This is a genomic window from Serpentinimonas maccroryi, from assembly GCF_000828915.1.
Classification (GTDB): Bacteria; Pseudomonadota; Gammaproteobacteria; order Burkholderiales; family Burkholderiaceae_C; genus Serpentinimonas; species Serpentinimonas maccroryi.
On sequence record NZ_AP014569.1, the window covers coordinates 1965325 to 1980540 of the forward strand.

A 15216-nucleotide genomic window follows, 5' to 3' on the forward strand; every position below is an offset into this window, starting at 1 on the left:
GCGCGTCGCCAAATCGCACAAATCGCACAAATCGCACAAATCGCACAAATCGCACAAATTGCTGATCACGATGGTATGTGCTCAACTCTGGCGAGGGGGCTGGCCAGCTAGGGCTGGGGCCGGAAAATCTTGGTCTGTCCGCAGCTTCCCACTTGACGACATATTCCATCCGAGGCATACTCGGCGCATGACTTGGGATATCGAATACACCGATGAGTTCGGCCGCTGGTGGAACACCTTAACCGAGGCCGAGCAGGTCTCCCTGGCAGCTTCGGTGCAGTTTTTGCTGATCGGTGGCGACAAAACCGCTGACGAACGCTGGTACGAGGTCAATATCCCCGTGGCTGACCGACTGTACGATGAACGCTTGGATGAACTGCGAAAGGAAGGGCTGATCAATGGCTAACAAATTTGCTGATTTGCGCGCACAGATGACGTCCGAAGCGCGCGCTCGCGTCCAAGCCAAGGCGCAGGCCATGCTGGCAGAAATGCCGCTCAACGAACTGCGGCAGGCGCGCGGGTTGTCGCAAAAGATGCTGGCCGAGGTACTGCACGTCCAGCAACCCGCAGTGGCCAAGATCGAAAAGCGCACCGATATGTACATCTCTACGCTGCGCAGCCACATCGAGGCCATGGGCGGCGAGCTGGAGGTGGTGGCGCGCTTTCCCGACGGCGCAGTCAAGATTTCCAACTTTGCCGACTTGGGCAAGGTCACGGCTGTTTGATCAGCAATCTTGGCTTGACACCGACATTTCCTTCGGGTGGGATGGCTTTTGCGCTTGGTGCTGGATGGCTGGCTGGCCGGAGCTGGGCTGGGCCGGGGTTCGTCAGTCGCAGGCTCTGATTCCTCACCCCGGCCCGGAAACGGAAAATCGTGGTCTGACCCCCATGGCACTCGGTTAAGCCCGAAGCGCGCGGAATCAGGGTGCGTTGCGCGCAAGTCAGAGCCGCGCCCTGTGCCAGAAAATCGTCCTCCGAACACGGTGAACCTCCGTGGGGGTGCGGGCTGTGGCACTGGGGGCAGTCGGCCTCATGCCGTTTTGCTGCGCGGCCAAAAATCGGCCAACCGCCCCCAGCGCCACAGCCCCCGCGCAAATCGGTACTTGACTCCGATCCCCATGTTTTTGGCTTAACCGAGTGCCATGATGGCCTGACCCCGATTTTTTACCGAACCCCATGCACGCTGTTTGCACCGTGCACGCTGTTAGATTTTCTGGTAAAGTATCTGACAATGAGGCCGACATGAGCACATCACAAGCCATCCGCGAGCGCATCGCTGCCCAGCCTGCTGGAGCACCTTTTACCCCAGCCTTGTTTGCAGGGTTGGGTTCGCGCGCATCCATTGATCAGGCCCTGATGCGCCTGACCAAGGCTGGGTTCGTCGAGCGCCTGGGCCGTGGACTCTACACCGCGCCCAGAACCAGCCGTTTTGGCTTGAAAACCATGCCTACGCCAGAGGCAGTGGCGCAGACTATTGCTGCCACTGAGGGCGCAACCATCGAGGTGCACGGGGCCGAGGCTGCTCGTCGTTTGGGATTCAGCACGCAGGTGCCAGCGCAGCCCGTGTTTTGCACCACCGGCGCGTCACACACCGTGCGCATGGGCAAGCTGCAGGTGCGGCTGCAGCACGTCGCGGCGCGCAAGCTCGCACTGGCCGGGCGGCCAGCGGGCCAAGCGTTGGCCGCGCTTTGGTACCTCGGACGTGGGCAAGTCACGCCGGCCACTTTTGAGCGCATCGCCGCCAAGCTGCCGAAGCTTGAGTTCGAGGCATTGCGCAGCGCCAAGGCCTCGATGCCAGCCTGGATGATCGATGCCCTGCGCCGCTACGAACAAGGCACGGCAGCGTATGACTGACGATCTACGCGAGCGCTACTTTGACCTGCCCGCCAGCGACCAAGCCGATTTGCTCCAGAGCCTAGCGCCGGTGATGGGGCGCCGGGCCGAAATCCTCGAAAAAGACATCTGGCTGTGCCAGGTGCTCGACACCCTGTTTCAGCTGCCATGCCGCAAGCCCATGGCTTTCAAGGGCGGCACCTCGCTGTCAAAGGTGTACAAAGCGATTGACCGCTTCTCCGAAGACATCGATGTCACGGTGGACTACCGCAGCCTAGTGACCGACGCGCCAGAGCTGGAAGCCATCAGCAGCAACAGTGCGCGCGGCAAGTTGTCGGATGCTTTGAAGGCAGCGCTCGCCCAGCACGTAAAAGACGAGCTGGTGCCGGCATTGCGGGCCGCGCTGGCCTTGGCGTTGCCCACGCAGCCCACCAGCATTGAGGTCAGCGCTGATGCAGAAAAGCTGTGGGTGTACTACCCAAGCGCGGTAGAGAACACCGACACCTACATGCGCTCGAGCATCTTGATCGAGTTCGGCGGCCGCAACTCCACCTTGCCTCAGAGCACGCTGGCTATTGCGCCGGATGTGGCCGTGCACGTTCCCGGCCTGGCCTTACCGACGGCGCAGGTGTCGGTGCTGTCGGCAGCGCGCACCTTCTGGGAGAAAGCCACGCTGATTCACGTCGAGTGCCATCGCCCGGGCCTTAAGCCCAGCGCGCAACGACTGTCGCGCCATTGGTACGACCTAGCGCGCCTTGCTGATCACGAGCTTGGGCAGCAAGCTCTGCAGGACATGGATCTGCTGCGCGACGTGCTGCGCATCAAAGAAACCTTCTACCGCAGCGGTTTCAGCCACTACGACCGATGCGCCAAGGGCGGCTTGAAACTGATCCCTGAGGCGTCGATGCTTGAAGCCTTGCGCCTAGACTACCAGGCGATGCTGACTGCGCAGATGTTTTACGGCGATACCGTGTCGTTTGAGGCCATTGTGGAACGGCTGGTGGCTTTGGAGTTGGAAATCAACAGAACAACCAAGGAAAAAGCTCGCAGCTCAATAAAGCATTCCTGAGGGCCAGCGCAACAAGCCCCAAACAGCCTGCCAGCACCAAAGTTCATGACTTTGAAGTCAGGAGCAGCCGGGTTCTATAGCGGCGACAAGCATTATGACATGGGGGTTCCGTAGGGGGTAAGGGCTGTGGCGCTGGGGGCAGTCGGCCTCATGCCGTCCGCTTCGCGGCCAAAAATCGGCCAACCGCCCCCAGCGCCACAGCCCCCGCGCAAATCGGTACTTGACTCCGATCCCCATGTTTTTGGCTTAACCGAGTGCCATGAGGGTCTGGCCCTGACTTTCGTGCTGCAGCTTAGACCATCGGCTTCGTAGCTGGCTGGGGCTGGCAGGGGCTGCTGGCCGATTTTTGGCCGCGCAGCGGACGGTATGAGGCCGGCGGCCCCTGCCAGCCCCAGCCAGCCCCAGTGCGCGTGCAAGCTTGCGCGCTTGCTGACTGTGCTTTGCAAGTGCTTTGCAAGCCCACGCAGACGCAAAAAACCCCCAAGGCCCGAAAGCGCTGGGGGTTTGGCACGTTTTGATCTGGCTTGAGGCGCTGGCGCTGCGGGTACGCAGAGCCAGCGCTTGGGTCCGTAGGCTGGGGCTGACTAGGTGCTGCGCGGTGTCAGCAACTGAGCTAGCCGCAGCCCAGCGGGATCAGAAGGTGTGGACGAGGCCGATGGCGTATCCAGATTCTTTGCGCACGTTGATGCCAGTGGCGCTTTCGCGCTGTGCTTCGCCAACCGCAGCGTAGATCCAAGTGCGGGCGCTCAGGTTGTAGGTGGTGCCGATCTGCCAGCCGTCGATATCATCGGTATTGCGCTCACCCTGACCAAAGGTGATGTAGGGTGCCAAGGCCCCCATGGGGAAGCGGGCACCGATTTCCCAACTCTGGGCATCAAAGGTGCGCAGGCCGGCCACGTCGCGCTGGCTGTCTTCATAAAGGAATGATGCCACCACGGGGCCAAAGTTGTAGCGCACGCCCAGGGCAATGTTTTGCATGTCGGCCACCACGGGAAAATCCATGTCTAGGTCGCCGAAGGCGAACTGAGCCGCCAGAGGGCCGCGCGTAAAGTTGAGGTTGAGTGTGTAACCGGTGAACTTAAGCGCAGTGCCCGATTCCTCGCTGCCCCCGCCAAAGGAGAAGGTAAAGCCGTTGACGGCCGGAGCAACGTAAGCAAAGGAGTTCTGGCTTCGACCATCAAAACGCTCGCTGCCTGCTGCGGCCTGCCACTGAGTAAATTGTCCGCCAGGAATGGTGTTGTTGGCCGGGCTGAAGCCGCGCGCCGTATCGAAGGCGTTCATGAAGGTGCCGACGACAAAAGTGCCAAAGCTCCCCGAGAGGCTTAGGTTGGCTAGGCGGGTGCGGGCATTGTCTGTGGGTGAAATGCCTGCAGGTGTATTGCGGTCGGCGTTGATGCCTATTTCGTAGGTGAAGCCGGCGCGCAGGCCGCCTCCGAGGTCTTCAGAGCCGCGAAAACCCAGACGACTACCCGTCCACCGATCTTGTTCCCCAGCGAGGGAAAAGGCATCGGTGGCCGGATTGGTACCGAGTGTCGTATCCACCGACGACATGCCCAAGTCAAGGCGGCCATAAACGGTTACGCTGGACTGAGCCAAGGTGGCTCCGGTTGCGGCCAAAGCGGCCAGAGCGACGAGGGTTTTTTTCACAGACTTGTCTCCAAAAATTGGTTGCACGAAATGTTTAGGCCTGTACAGCGCCAGTGCGCAAGCACTGTGCGCTGTTGGAAGCCGTTCGGCATTGCAGCATAGAGACACAAGCTGCACAAGCGCGATTACCCGCAGCACCGCTTTAATATGTAACTTGTGTGACAGCATAGGCCGGGGAATCAAGACCACCACCATCGCCAATGCCACGGAGTTTGGGCAATTTTAAAGACGTAGAAACGCAAAAAACCCCCAAGGCCCGAAGGCTTTGGGGGTTTGGAACGCTTTTGATCCGGCTTTAAGCGCTGGCGCTGCGGGCAGGCAGAGCCAGCGCTTGGGGCCGTGGGCTGGGACCGATTAGGTGCTGCACGGGTGCAGCAACTGAGCGAGCCGGAGCCCAGCGAGATCAGAAGGTGTGGACGAGGCCGATGGCGTAGCCGTCACGCTTGGTGTGGTTGGTGCCGTTTTGGTTGTCACGCTGGTTCTCTCCGAAAGCCGCGTAGATCCAAGTGCGGGCGCTCAGGTTGTAGGTGGTGCCGATCTGCCAAGCGCTGGTATCGTTGCTGCGGTTGGTAACCGGGTCAGCAGCTGTGGTGATTTCACCTTGGCCGTAAGTGATGTAAGGAGCAAAAGCGCCCATCGGGAAGCGTGCACCGATTTCCCAAGCGTTGAACTCACGCGAAGTCACGCCAGCAAGAGATTGCTCGCTGTCTTCGTAGATGAACGTCACCACCACTTGCGGCAGGGTGTAACGCACGCCCAAGGCCCAGTTTTGCACTTCGGCATTGGCCGGGGTGGCTACGGAGCCGAGGCCCAGCGGAACGTGGTAGCCCACATCCAAGTTACCAAAGGCGAACTGCGCAGCCAGAGGGCCTTGCGAGTAGTTCAAGCCAAGGATCATGCCGTCGTACTTGCGTGCGCTAGTACCGGAGTTAACTTCTTCGTTCACAGTACCGGCCGAGAACGTGAAGCCGCTGAATGCGGGCGACACGTAAGCGATGGCGTTTTGCGTGCGGCTGTCAAAGCGCTCGACGGTTGCAAGGCCGTGGCCCAAGGTGAAGTCGCCACCAGGAACGCTAGCGGTAGCTGGGCTGAAGCCGCGAGCGGTGTCGAAGGCGTTCATAAAGGTGCCGACGACCACGGTACCGAAGCCACCGCTCAGGCTCAGGTTGGCCAGACGGGTGCGGGCGTTGTCAGTTGGGGACACGCCAGCAGGGGTATTGCGGTCGGCGTTGATGCCGATTTCGTAGGTGAAGCCAGCGCGCAGACCGCCACCGAGGTCTTCGGTGCCACGGAAGCCCAAGCGGCTGCCGGTGCGGGTGCCTTCGGCGCCAGCCAAGGAGAACACATCGGTTGCAGCAGCAGTACCCGAGGTGGTTTCAACCGACGACATGCCCAGATCCATGCGGCCATAGATGGTCACGCTGGATTGGGCCAAGGTGGCGCCGGCGGCGGCCAGGGCGGCCAGGGCAATCAGGGTCTTTTTCATTGAAAAGTGCTCCAAAGTTAAACGGATGGGGCCCATGGCGGCGGTGCTGCCTGGCCGACCCCCGGTGACTGCACTGGGGGCTGGGCTCTATTGCACCAGAAAGCGGGGCCGCGCGGCGCGTTTGGGCGCGGTTTTTCGCTCAAGTGTGGCGCGGCTGCAACAGACGAAGGGCCCCGATCGGCGCCGGGGAATCGTAGTCTGACCACGATTTTGCACCTTTGCATCTTTCCTAAGCGCTTGGGTTTTGGTAGAGTAAGGCCATGCCCACTGTCCTGCGTCTCGATGGCCTGCGCGTCGTCATCTACCCAAACGATCACCGCCCCGCGCATGTTCACGTGACAGGGGCAGGTGGCGAAGCCGTTTTCGTCCTACATTGCCCCGACGGGCCGCCGACACTGCGAGAAAGCAGCGGGTTCGGCCTACAAACTGTCGGCCGCATCCTTGATGACCTGGCCGCGCACTTGGCGGCCCTATGCCTGCACTGGAGCGATATTCATGGCCGTTACTGAAGCCGAACTTGCCCAAGCCCAAGCCCGCGCCGCCGCAACGCGCCAAGCGGGCTACGCGCTCACGGCCCGCTACGACCGGCGCACGGCGCGGGTGGTTGTCGGACTCGATAGCGGCCTGCAGGTGGCGTTCCCTGTGCGCTTGGCCGAAGGGCTGGCCCATGCCGCCCCCGCTGACTTGGCCGAGATTGAAATCAGCCCCACGGGGCTGGGCCTGCACTGGCCCAAGCTCGATGCCGATGTGTATGTGCCGGCGCTGCTGCAAGGCGTGTTTGGCTCTAAGCGCTGGATGGCAGCACAGCTCGGCGCCGCCGGCGGCAAAGCCCGCACCAAGGCCAAGATCACGGCCGCCCGCGAGAACGGCCGCAAGGGTGGCCGGCCACGCCGGGCGACCGCGTAGGTGTCGAGGCAAAATCGTGCTCAGGGCACGATTCCCCCGTACCCATAGGTGCTGATCCCCGGGGTCGGGCGCGGCCTCTGAGGCTGCAAACGCAGCCGGATCGCGCCAGATGGCGTTGGCAACGATCTCGGTCAGCAAGTCGTCGATCTGCTCGGGGCCTAGGCCGTGGGCGCTGCGCAGACGCGGGCGCAGCAACACCTTGCGGTATTCGTGCAACAGATCGGACGACAGCAGATAGGCCAGTCGGCCGTCGAGCATGGCGATTTTCGTGGTCTGACCACGATTTTCTGATCAGCGACTGGAAGCGCGCTACTGCGACCACGCTCTCAGTGGCGACTGATGGCCTACGCTGCCGCACGAAGCTTATGCATCACGTTTGTGCTACATTGGGCAGCATGAAATCTGCCACACTGCCTGCTGTCCGTGTCGCCCCCGAGTTGCGCAACCAACTGGAGGCGGTGCTCGATGGCAACGAATCCATCAGCGCTTTCGTTGAAGAGGCGGTGCGCAGTGCGGTTAATTACCGCCGCATACAGGCCGAGTTTCTGGCCCGTGGCGAGCAGGCTTGGCAGGAGTACCAGCGCACGGGCCAATCGCGCCCTGCCGCTGAGGTTTTTGATCGGATTCAAGGCCGCATCGATGCCCGACGCCAGGCGCTTGTGCACCAGTCGTGACCCATCTGCCTTACCAAGTGCGGTTCACGCCAGTGGCCGGCTCCACGGGCTATTTGGCGCTCTACGAAATCGAATCCCGAACCTGCGTACAAGTGCTGGCCGTGCGTCATCAGCTGGAACAGGACTACCACTAGGTTTTCTGGCGCAGGGCGCGGCTCGGGAATCGTGCTCAGAGCACGATTTCCACGCCATAGGGTGTTGAAGTCGGCCTGTGTTGCCTTGCGCCAGCCGTTTGCGATACAATGTATCTCAGACCGTCAAAATAGGAGGCCATCATGGCTGCTACCACCACTATGATTCACGTTCGCGTGGATGAGAACATTAAGGCGCAGGCTGCAGAGACGCTGGCCTCGATGGGCCTGACCGTCTCGGATGCGATTCGGGTGTTTCTGACCCGTGTAGTCGCCGACCAGGAGCTGCCGTTCGCGCTCAAGGCGCCCAACGCCACCAGCCGCATCGCCATCGCCGAGGCCAACGAGATCATCAAGAGCCGCCGCGCTCGCTTCGCAACCGCTGACGCTATGCTGAATGACCTCGAAGAAGCCAGCCGCAAGTAAGCGGGCGAACCTGCCTCGCGCGTCGGACTACACCAAGGACTTCCTCAAGGACTGGCGGCGCCTGTCACACTCCGGCCGCTACGACATGAACCGGCTAAAAGAGGCCATGACGCTGCTGATTTCCAACGACGGGCCGCTGCCGCCCGAGTGGCTCGACCACGCGCTCACGGGTGATTGGGCAGGCCATCGTGAGTGCCACATCGGCGGCGACTTCCTGCTGATCTACACGCTCGACGACTCGGGCAAGAATGGCTTGGTGGTTTTCGTTCGCAGCGGGACTCACTCCGAGCTGTTCTTCTAGCCCGCGTCAGTAGCCCGCGCCAAAATCGTGGTCAGAGCACGATTTTTGCTCAAGACGAGGAGGTCCTACGGTTTCCAGTCGGTCTGGCTGGCCGCCAGCAGGGCATCCCAGTCGGTGGGTGGCTGCCCGGACTGGAGCATTTTATGGAAGATCACGTAAGGGTCGGTCTGGGCACCGGCTGTGCGCAGGCTGTGCGCATCGTTGACCCAAGCGTAGATGATGATGCGTGCCTTGGAGTCGAAGCGAAAGAACAAGCGAAAGCGCCGCCCGATCTTGGCCCGCCGCCAGTGGCGAAACGCCGGCCCCAAGGTGTTGCCCTGCCGGTATTCGTCGCGGCTCGGGTCGCTGGGCACCGCTTCAAGAATCAGCGCCGACAGGGCGCCGAGCAGTTTGACGTTGGCGTTGGACTCGAACCCCGCAGGGTCTAGCGCCTGGGCGCGCGCCGCAGCGGCGTCGAGCTTGCGCAGTTGCGCGATCAGGCCAGCATGAAAGAGCAGGCTCCAGCCGTGACGCTGCATCACAGCGCCACGTCGCCTTCGATCTCTGCACCCAAATCCACCGGCGTACCCAGCCGTGCGAGCAGGGAGCGCGCCAACTCATCTGGCAAGCTGGTGATGTGCAGCCCGGACTGAAGGTCTTGTTCTAGCAAGGCCAGGAAGCTGCCGATGGCCGGGTCGGTGTGCGCATCGTCGCGCACACGCGAGACGACGATGCGATCCCCTGTGAGATCAAAAGCCACCTTGCCCCCGGCAGCTACGCCCAAGGCCTGACGGATCGACTTGGGCAGGGTGATCTGCCCCTTCGAGGTGAGGGTGGCGACTTCGTGAATGGCGGGCATGAGGGCTTCCTGTGAGCGTGAGCGAAATGCCATGGTAAGGATTGATCCTTACTTTGTCAAGGCGAGGGGGGGGGAATCGGGGTGCAGGGCACGATTTTTCCCGCCATGCGCGCGGCTCGCGCCGGACTGATGGCTGTCGTGCAGTCAGAGACCACGATTTTCTTTCGCAGCGCTAGAATAGAAGACGTTAATTTTTGCGGGGGCCAAGCGCATGTCAACCGACACCGAACACACCAGCTGGGACGATCTGCGCGCCATGCTGCGCGCCCTGGCGCAGCAGTCGGCCGAGACCGACCGCCAAATCCGCGAGCTGCGCCTAGCGGGGCAAGAAACCAGCGCAGGCATGAAAGACACCGACGCGCGCATCCACGACGAGATGTTTGAGCTCACCACGCCCAGCGGCTTTGCGCCCCGGCGTTGGGGGTAGGTGAAAAATCGCGACCAGAGCACCAAATCCACAATATCCAAAATCGTGGTCAAGCACGATTTTTCTGCCACGATAACCCCCATGCGCCTAAGCCCTGAACAACGCCGGGTTCTGCTGGACAGCGCGCGCGCCTGTTTTGGTGCCAGCGTGCAGGTGCGGCTGTTTGGCTCGCGCCTCGACGACCGCCAGCGCGGCGGCGACATCGACTTGCTGCTCGAAACCGAGCTGCGCGACCCGGCGCAGATCGTGGCGGCGCACAGCCGGTTTCTGGCGGATGCCTACGCGCAGTTGGGCGAACAAAAAATCGACCTGCTGATCGACTACCCCGGTCGCACGAACCGTGCTCCAATATTTGAGCGCGCACGCTCTCAAGGCCAACTGCTGTGAGCGACGCTGCGCGCTTGCGCCTGAACGATGCTTGGCAACAGTGCCAGCGCCACCGGCACCACCTCGAACACGCCCTAACCGCTCTGCGGCCGCTGCTGCCTGTGAGCGCAGCCCAGTTGGCCTTATACGATGACGAAGCGGTGCAAGACTGGGATCAGTTTTTGCTGCGCTTCACCAAATTGCAAGACACCATGGGCGCACGCCTGCTCCCGGCGGTGCTCGATGTGCTGCAAGAAGCGCTCGAAGACCGGCCCATGATCGACAAATTGAACCGGCTCGAAAAACTGGGCCTGATCGAGCACGCGCACGATTGGGCCCAGTTGCGCGCCATCCGCAACCAGTTGGCACACGATTACCCCCAAGACGACGCCATCAAGGCCGCTTGGCTCAACCGGGCGGTGGCCGCGGTGGCCGTGCTCGATGCCACTTTGGCCCGCGTGCGCCCGATTTGTGAAGCCCAGTAGGGCGCACGGTCAGGAGTGGCAGGTTTTTTGCCGGCGCTGACAGCGGCGGTGGCTTGGGAAGACTGCGAGCTTTACACCGGGTGGTGTTTTATGATTTTTTGTGGGTGAATCAGGCCCCTTGCCATAGAGCAACCATTGCCCTATACTGCGACCATGAGCACCTACTTTTACCCCAAGCTGCAGGCGGTGGCCGCCCTCGAGCCCTACCGGCTGCGCACCACCTGGAGCACCGGCGAGGTGCTGGATGTCGATGTGGGCGCGACGCTGCGCAAGTACGCCGCCCTTACCCCCATCCTCGAGCCCGAGGTGTTTGCACGCGTGCATCTGGCCGAGTGGGGCGGCGGCATCGAATGGTTCGAGACCGAGCTGGGCCCCGACAACGTCTATGCCTGGGCCCAAGAGCAAGCCGGCGCAGTGAGCCACCAGATGTTTGGCGACTGGATGCTGCGCAACGCACTGTCGCTGCAAAGCGCCGCGCAAGCGCTGGGCATTAGCCGGCGCATGGTGAGCTACTACCGCACCGCGCACAAAGCCATCCCGCGCTCGATCTGGCTGGCCTGCCTGGGCTGGGAAGCCACCCGCCCCCATGCACAGGCGCTGCCCCGGCGCTTGCCCACGGCGCGCGAATACGCTGTCGCTCATGCATAGAGGGAGCAGCGCGGGCATGTAAGACACCGACGCGCTCATGAAGCAAACCGGGCGCCGGCTGGACCAGATTGGGCAGCATTACGCAGCCCATGGCTGCTTGAGGACGCGACAAGTTGCTTGACATGTACCGAGTAAAAAGTCAGGGGGCCGCGCACGATTTTTTCGTCAGTGGCAAAAGCAGTTTTTGGTGACTGTGCTTTCCTAGACTGCGCATCACGCAGTATTGGGCTACAATGTAGCCCACTGATTAAGAGGATTTTCCCATGTCTGCAAACGCTGTGGTTCGTGCCCGTATCGACGAGCACATCAAGGAAGAGGCATCGACTGTGCTGGCGGCGATGGGCCTGACCGTGTCCGATGCATTCCGCATCATGCTGACCCGCGTCGCCCGCGAGAAGGCGTTGCCGTTCGAGCCGCTGGTGCCAAACGAAACCACTATTGTTGCCATGCGCGAGGCTCGCGCCGGCAACCTCAAGAGCTTCGATAGCGTCGAGGCACTGATGACGGACTTGCATGCGCAGGATTGAGCACACCGGCCAGTTTAAGCGCGACTACAAGCGCGAGGCGAAAGGTCGGCACCGTGCGACGCTCGATTCCGAACTGATGCCTGTCGTGAAAACCCTAGCCTGCGATCAGCCGCTGGAGGCGCGCTACTGCGACCACGCTCTCAGTGGCGACTGGAAAGACCACCGGGACTGTCACGTCAAGCCCGACTTGGTGTTGATCTACCGCAAGCCCGATGACGAAGTATTGCAACTCGTGCGTATCGGCTCGCATAGCGAGCTTGGCCTTTGAGCGACAACCTTAGAAAAATCAGGGGCAGAGTACCATAGCACTCGGTTAAGCTAAAAACATGTAAATCGCGGTCAAGCAACGATTTACGTGGGGCTGGTGGGCTGGGGCGGTTGGCCGATTTTTGGCCGCGCAGCTAAGCGGCGTGAGGCCAACTGCTGTGAGCGATGCCGCGCGCTTGCGCCTGAACGACGCTTGGCAACAGTGCCAGCGCCACCGGCACCGGCATTACCTAAAAATCGAGTGCAGGCCACGCTTGATGGCACACAAACCCCCCGCTTTGGCGCACAATGCACCCATGAGTGCACTGGAAAAAACCCCCTTCACCGGCGCCGACTACCTGCTGTGGGAGCGCGAGCAGCCGCTCAAGCACGAGTTCGTGCGCGGCGAGGTGTTTGCCATGGCCGGCGCCAGCGACGCGCATGTGACCATCAGCGGCAACGTGTTTGCGCGCCTGCGCCAGCACCTGCGCGCCAGCCCGTGCCGCGCCTACATATCGGACATGAAGCTGCAGATCGCTGCCGCCGACGCCTACGTGTACCCCGATGTGTTCGTGACCTGCTCGGGTGCCGACGCCGCGCGCAGCGACGCCAAAGCCGAGCCGCTGCTGGTGATAGAGGTGCTATCGCCCAGCACCGCTGCCTACGACCGTGGGCTCAAGTTTGCTTTTTACCGCAGCTTAAACAGCCTGCGCGAATATGTGTTGATCGACCCCGAGCACCCCAGCGTCGATGTGTTCAGGCGCAACGAAGCCGGCCTGTGGGTGCTGCACCCCTGTGGCCCGGGCCAAACGGTGCAGCTTGAGAGTGTGGGCTTGGAGCTGACGCTGGAGCAGGTTTACGAAGATGCCGCGCCCCCGGCAGCGTGAAGGTCGGTGCGGGTCAAAGCGGCTTGCAACATGTCGATGAACACCCGGGTTTTGATGGGCATGAGTTTGCGTTCGGGAAACATGGCCCACGCCGTGTAACTGGGCAGACACCAGTTTGGCAAAACACGCTGCAAAGCGCCGCGCTGCACATCGGCCGCAGCCAAAAAAACGGGCACCGCTGCAATGCCGGCTCCAGCACAAGCCAGCTTGATCAGAATTTCTGGCGAGTTGGCATTGACTCTGCCCGGCGGCGTGCCCAACCAATGCCGGTTTTCGCATGACAGGGCCCACGGTGCAACCGACCCGTCGGCCTTGAGCATGCGTATGGCTTGGTGTGCCGCAAGGTCGTCGGGGTGGGCGAGCTCGACATGCTGGGCGAGGTAGCCGGGCGCCGCATACAGCCCCAACGAAAACACCGTCAGGCGCCGCGCCGCCAAAGAGGCGTCGTCGGGCAAGGTTCCTATGCGCAGGGCCAAATCGAAGCCTTCACCCAGCAAATCGACCCGGCGAGATGACAAATCCAATTCCAGCTGAATGGACGGATGCATCGCTACGAACGCGGCCAGCATGTCGGCGAGCAGCAGGTTGGCAAAGTCGCTGGGCATGGAGACGCGCAGGCGGCCACTGGGTGCCGCCTGACGCCGCTCGCTCAAGGCCGCCACGGCCTCGATCTCGGAAGCCACTTGGCGCGCGTGTTCCAAGAGCTGCATCCCAAACTCGGTCAGGGACTGGCGCCGAGTGGTGCGCAGCAACAGGCGCTCACCCAAACGCTGCTCGAGCGCTGCCAGCCGGCGCGAGATGGTGGACTTGGGCAGGGCAAGCCGCTGCGCAGCGCGGCTGAAGCTCCCCAGCTCTGCGACGCTGGCAAAGATGAGCAAGTCGTTTGGGTCGATGCCTGCGCTTGATTGTTGCATGAGTGAATCAATCATATCCAATTTAAGGAGTTTCCCGATTATTTATACTTGATAAACTACAAATACGCATCAACCGTTGCGTTTAACTTTTGCAAAAAAGAAATTCATCATGCCCCACACCCTCTCCAACACACTCAACCTCGTGGCTAGACTGCTCATGGTCGCCTTGTTTCTGCCCGCTGGCATTGCCAAACTCACAGGCTTTGACGGCACAGTGGGCTACATTGCCTCGGTGGGCTTGCCCTTGCCCGCTGCGGGGGCAGCGTTGGCAGCTGCGGTAGAAATATTGGGCAGTTTGGCGCTGCTGGCAGGGTTTGGCACACGCATTGCCGCCATCGCTCTGGCGGTGTTTACCTTGGTGGCCAGCTTCTTTTTCCATGCCTACTGGGCGATGCCTGCCGATCAAGCGTTCATGCAACAACTGCTGTTCTTTAAGAACATCGCCGTGGTGGGCGGCCTGCTGGCAATCGCTGCCAATGGGGCGGGCGCTTGGAGCGTCGATGCCCGTCGCGGTTGAGCCACGCAATACCTTGGTCAAAACGCCAGCCTAGGGGTGTGCCTAAAGCCCTAGGCGTGTGCGAGTGGCGCGGACTGGGACGAGGTTACAGCCGCACCGCGATGCCCTGCGCGGCCATGAACTGCTTGGCTTGGGCCACGGTGTAGTGGCCGTAGTGGAAGATGCTGGCGGCGAGCACGGCGTCGGCGCCGCCTTGTTGCACCCCGTCGGCCAGGTGTTGCAGCGTGCCCACGCCGCCCGATGCGATCAGGGGCACGGGCACGGCGGCGCTCACGGCGCGGGTGAGCTCGAGGTCGAAGCCGGCCTGGGTGCCGTCGCGGTCCATGCTGGTGAGCAAAATCTCGCCTGCGCCCAGATCGGCCATGCGCTGCGCCCAAGCGAGCGCGTCGAGCCCGGTGTTGCGCCGCCCGCCATGGCTGTACACGTCCCAGCCGGGGCCTAGGGGGGCGCCGTCGGGGCCGGGGCGCTGCTGTTCGGCGGCGCTGCGGCGCTTGGCGTCGATGGCCACCACGATGCACTGCGCGCCGTAGCGGCCGCTGGCTTGGGCGATGAGCTCAGGCTCGGCGATGGCGGCCGAGTTGAAGCTGACCTTGTCGGCCCCGGCGTTGAGCAGGCGGCGCACGTCGGCCACGCTGCGCACGCCGCCGCCCACGGTGAGCGGGATGAACACCTGCGCCGCCACGGCTTCGATGATCGGCAGGATCAGGTCGCGGCCGTCGCTGCTGGCGGTGATGTCGAGAAAGGTGAGCTCGTCGGCGCCCTGCTCGTTGTAGCGCGCGGCGATTTGGACCGGGTCGCCGGCGTCGCGCAGTTCGACGAAGTTGACGCCCTTGACCACGCGCCCGCCGGTGACGTCGAGGCAGGGGATGATGCGTTTGGCGAGCATGG

24 protein-coding genes are annotated in these 15216 nt (G+C 62.2%); 18 read left to right on the plus strand and 6 right to left on the minus strand.

Annotation, left to right across the window (positions count from 1 at the left end):
• Positions 1-187: 187 nt before the first annotated feature.
• The 4 genes from SMCB_RS09070 (at position 188) to SMCB_RS09085 (ending at position 2902) form a co-directional block, all read left to right on the plus strand.
• Complete coding sequence (locus SMCB_RS09070; RefSeq protein ID WP_045536459.1) at positions 188-406, plus strand: hypothetical protein; 219 nt, start codon at positions 188-190, stop codon at positions 404-406.
• Positions 399-725 carry an XRE family transcriptional regulator gene (locus SMCB_RS09075; RefSeq protein WP_045536461.1) on the plus strand — a complete coding sequence of 109 codons (327 nt, stop codon included), beginning with the start codon at positions 399-401 and terminating at the stop codon, positions 723-725. Before SMCB_RS09070 ends, SMCB_RS09075 begins: the two co-directional genes overlap by 8 nt.
• Before the next feature lie 517 nt (positions 726-1242).
• Positions 1243-1854 carry a DUF6088 family protein gene (locus SMCB_RS09080; protein WP_045536463.1) on the plus strand — a complete coding sequence of 204 codons (612 nt, stop codon included), beginning with the start codon at positions 1243-1245 and terminating at the stop codon, positions 1852-1854.
• Positions 1811-2902 carry a nucleotidyl transferase AbiEii/AbiGii toxin family protein gene (locus SMCB_RS09085; protein WP_231851191.1) on the plus strand — a complete coding sequence of 364 codons (1092 nt, stop codon included), beginning with the start codon at positions 1811-1813 and terminating at the stop codon, positions 2900-2902. The genes SMCB_RS09080 and SMCB_RS09085 overlap by 44 nt, the downstream gene beginning before the upstream one ends.
• Positions 2903-3535: 633 nt before the next feature.
• On the opposite strand, the gene SMCB_RS12530 is transcribed toward SMCB_RS09085, so the two are convergent.
• Together SMCB_RS12530 and SMCB_RS09095 are read right to left on the minus strand one after the other, a co-directional pair.
• Positions 3536-4549 (minus strand): porin, encoded by a 1014-nt coding sequence (locus SMCB_RS12530; protein ID WP_171820298.1) that lies wholly within the window; start codon positions 4547-4549, stop codon positions 3536-3538.
• A gap of 403 nt (positions 4550-4952) precedes the next feature.
• Positions 4953-6035 (minus strand): porin, encoded by a 1083-nt coding sequence (locus SMCB_RS09095; RefSeq protein ID WP_045536469.1) that lies wholly within the window; start codon positions 6033-6035, stop codon positions 4953-4955.
• A gap of 260 nt (positions 6036-6295) precedes the next feature.
• Between SMCB_RS09095 and SMCB_RS12535 the strand changes: the two genes are divergently transcribed.
• The 6 genes from SMCB_RS12535 to SMCB_RS09115 all read left to right on the plus strand — a co-directional run bounded on the left by SMCB_RS12535 (position 6296) and on the right by SMCB_RS09115 (position 8473).
• Complete coding sequence (locus SMCB_RS12535; protein ID WP_082027339.1) at positions 6296-6544, plus strand: DUF4160 domain-containing protein; 249 nt, start codon at positions 6296-6298, stop codon at positions 6542-6544.
• Positions 6531-6941, plus strand: a complete 411-nt coding sequence (locus SMCB_RS09100; protein WP_045536471.1) for a DUF2442 domain-containing protein — start codon at positions 6531-6533, stop codon at positions 6939-6941. Before SMCB_RS12535 ends, SMCB_RS09100 begins: the two co-directional genes overlap by 14 nt.
• Before the next feature lie 395 nt (positions 6942-7336).
• The gene (locus SMCB_RS09105; protein WP_045536473.1) at positions 7337-7615 is read left to right on the plus strand and encodes a YlcI/YnfO family protein; all 279 of its coding nucleotides are present in this window, start codon (positions 7337-7339) and stop codon (positions 7613-7615) included.
• Positions 7612-7749: a hypothetical protein gene (locus SMCB_RS12745; protein ID WP_197539298.1), complete on the plus strand. Its 138-nt coding sequence runs from the start codon at positions 7612-7614 to the stop codon at positions 7747-7749. The genes SMCB_RS09105 and SMCB_RS12745 overlap by 4 nt, the downstream gene beginning before the upstream one ends.
• 141 nt (positions 7750-7890) lie before the next feature.
• Entirely contained in the window at positions 7891-8172 is a 282-nt protein-coding gene (locus SMCB_RS09110; protein WP_045536475.1) for a type II toxin-antitoxin system RelB/DinJ family antitoxin, read from the plus strand.
• Positions 8144-8473 carry a type II toxin-antitoxin system YafQ family toxin gene (locus SMCB_RS09115; RefSeq protein ID WP_045536477.1) on the plus strand — a complete coding sequence of 110 codons (330 nt, stop codon included), beginning with the start codon at positions 8144-8146 and terminating at the stop codon, positions 8471-8473. The genes SMCB_RS09110 and SMCB_RS09115 overlap by 29 nt, the downstream gene beginning before the upstream one ends.
• Positions 8474-8538: 65 nt before the next feature.
• On the opposite strand, the gene SMCB_RS09120 is transcribed toward SMCB_RS09115, so the two are convergent.
• Both SMCB_RS09120 and SMCB_RS09125 read right to left on the minus strand, forming a co-directional pair.
• Positions 8539-8991 (minus strand): type II toxin-antitoxin system YhaV family toxin, encoded by a 453-nt coding sequence (locus SMCB_RS09120; protein WP_045536480.1) that lies wholly within the window; start codon positions 8989-8991, stop codon positions 8539-8541.
• Complete coding sequence (locus tag SMCB_RS09125) at positions 8991-9311, minus strand: type II toxin-antitoxin system PrlF family antitoxin (protein ID WP_045536482.1); 321 nt, start codon at positions 9309-9311, stop codon at positions 8991-8993. The genes SMCB_RS09120 and SMCB_RS09125 overlap by 1 nt, the downstream gene beginning before the upstream one ends.
• Positions 9312-9522: 211 nt before the next feature.
• Here SMCB_RS09125 and SMCB_RS09130 point away from each other — a divergent pair, with 211 nt between their 5' ends.
• The 7 genes from SMCB_RS09130 (at position 9523) to SMCB_RS09160 (ending at position 12897) form a co-directional block, all read left to right on the plus strand.
• Entirely contained in the window at positions 9523-9738 is a 216-nt protein-coding gene (locus tag SMCB_RS09130; protein WP_045536484.1) for a hypothetical protein, read from the plus strand.
• Positions 9739-9819: 81 nt separating this feature from the next.
• On the plus strand, positions 9820-10125 hold the full coding sequence (locus SMCB_RS09135; RefSeq protein WP_045537948.1) for a hypothetical protein: 306 nt from the start codon (positions 9820-9822) through the stop codon (positions 10123-10125).
• Positions 10122-10589, plus strand: a complete 468-nt coding sequence (locus SMCB_RS09140; RefSeq protein ID WP_197539299.1) for a TM1812 family CRISPR-associated protein — start codon at positions 10122-10124, stop codon at positions 10587-10589. The genes SMCB_RS09135 and SMCB_RS09140 overlap by 4 nt, the downstream gene beginning before the upstream one ends.
• Before the next feature lie 153 nt (positions 10590-10742).
• A complete protein-coding gene (locus SMCB_RS09145) occupies positions 10743-11237 on the plus strand; it encodes a DUF2442 domain-containing protein (RefSeq protein WP_052468484.1) in 495 nt (164 codons plus the stop codon).
• 263 nt (positions 11238-11500) lie between these two features.
• On the plus strand, positions 11501-11764 hold the full coding sequence (locus tag SMCB_RS09150; RefSeq protein ID WP_045536486.1) for a type II toxin-antitoxin system RelB/DinJ family antitoxin: 264 nt from the start codon (positions 11501-11503) through the stop codon (positions 11762-11764).
• Complete coding sequence (locus tag SMCB_RS09155) at positions 11751-12032, plus strand: type II toxin-antitoxin system YafQ family toxin (protein WP_045536488.1); 282 nt, start codon at positions 11751-11753, stop codon at positions 12030-12032. The genes SMCB_RS09150 and SMCB_RS09155 overlap by 14 nt, the downstream gene beginning before the upstream one ends.
• Before the next feature lie 295 nt (positions 12033-12327).
• Positions 12328-12897, plus strand: a complete 570-nt coding sequence (locus tag SMCB_RS09160) for a Uma2 family endonuclease (RefSeq protein WP_045537953.1) — start codon at positions 12328-12330, stop codon at positions 12895-12897.
• Here SMCB_RS09160 and SMCB_RS09165 read toward each other — a convergent pair.
• Positions 12867-13811: a LysR family transcriptional regulator gene (locus SMCB_RS09165; protein WP_045536490.1), complete on the minus strand. Its 945-nt coding sequence runs from the start codon at positions 13809-13811 to the stop codon at positions 12867-12869. The genes SMCB_RS09160 and SMCB_RS09165 overlap by 31 nt on opposite strands.
• Before the next feature lie 109 nt (positions 13812-13920).
• Here SMCB_RS09165 and SMCB_RS09170 point away from each other — a divergent pair, with 109 nt between their 5' ends.
• Positions 13921-14328 (plus strand): DoxX family protein, encoded by a 408-nt coding sequence (locus SMCB_RS09170; RefSeq protein ID WP_045537955.1) that lies wholly within the window; start codon positions 13921-13923, stop codon positions 14326-14328.
• A gap of 85 nt (positions 14329-14413) precedes the next feature.
• On the opposite strand, the gene hisF is transcribed toward SMCB_RS09170, so the two are convergent.
• Positions 14414-15214, minus strand: a complete 801-nt coding sequence (gene hisF / locus SMCB_RS09175; protein ID WP_045536498.1) for an imidazole glycerol phosphate synthase subunit HisF — start codon at positions 15212-15214, stop codon at positions 14414-14416.
• Between the last annotated feature and the right edge of the window lie 2 nt (positions 15215-15216).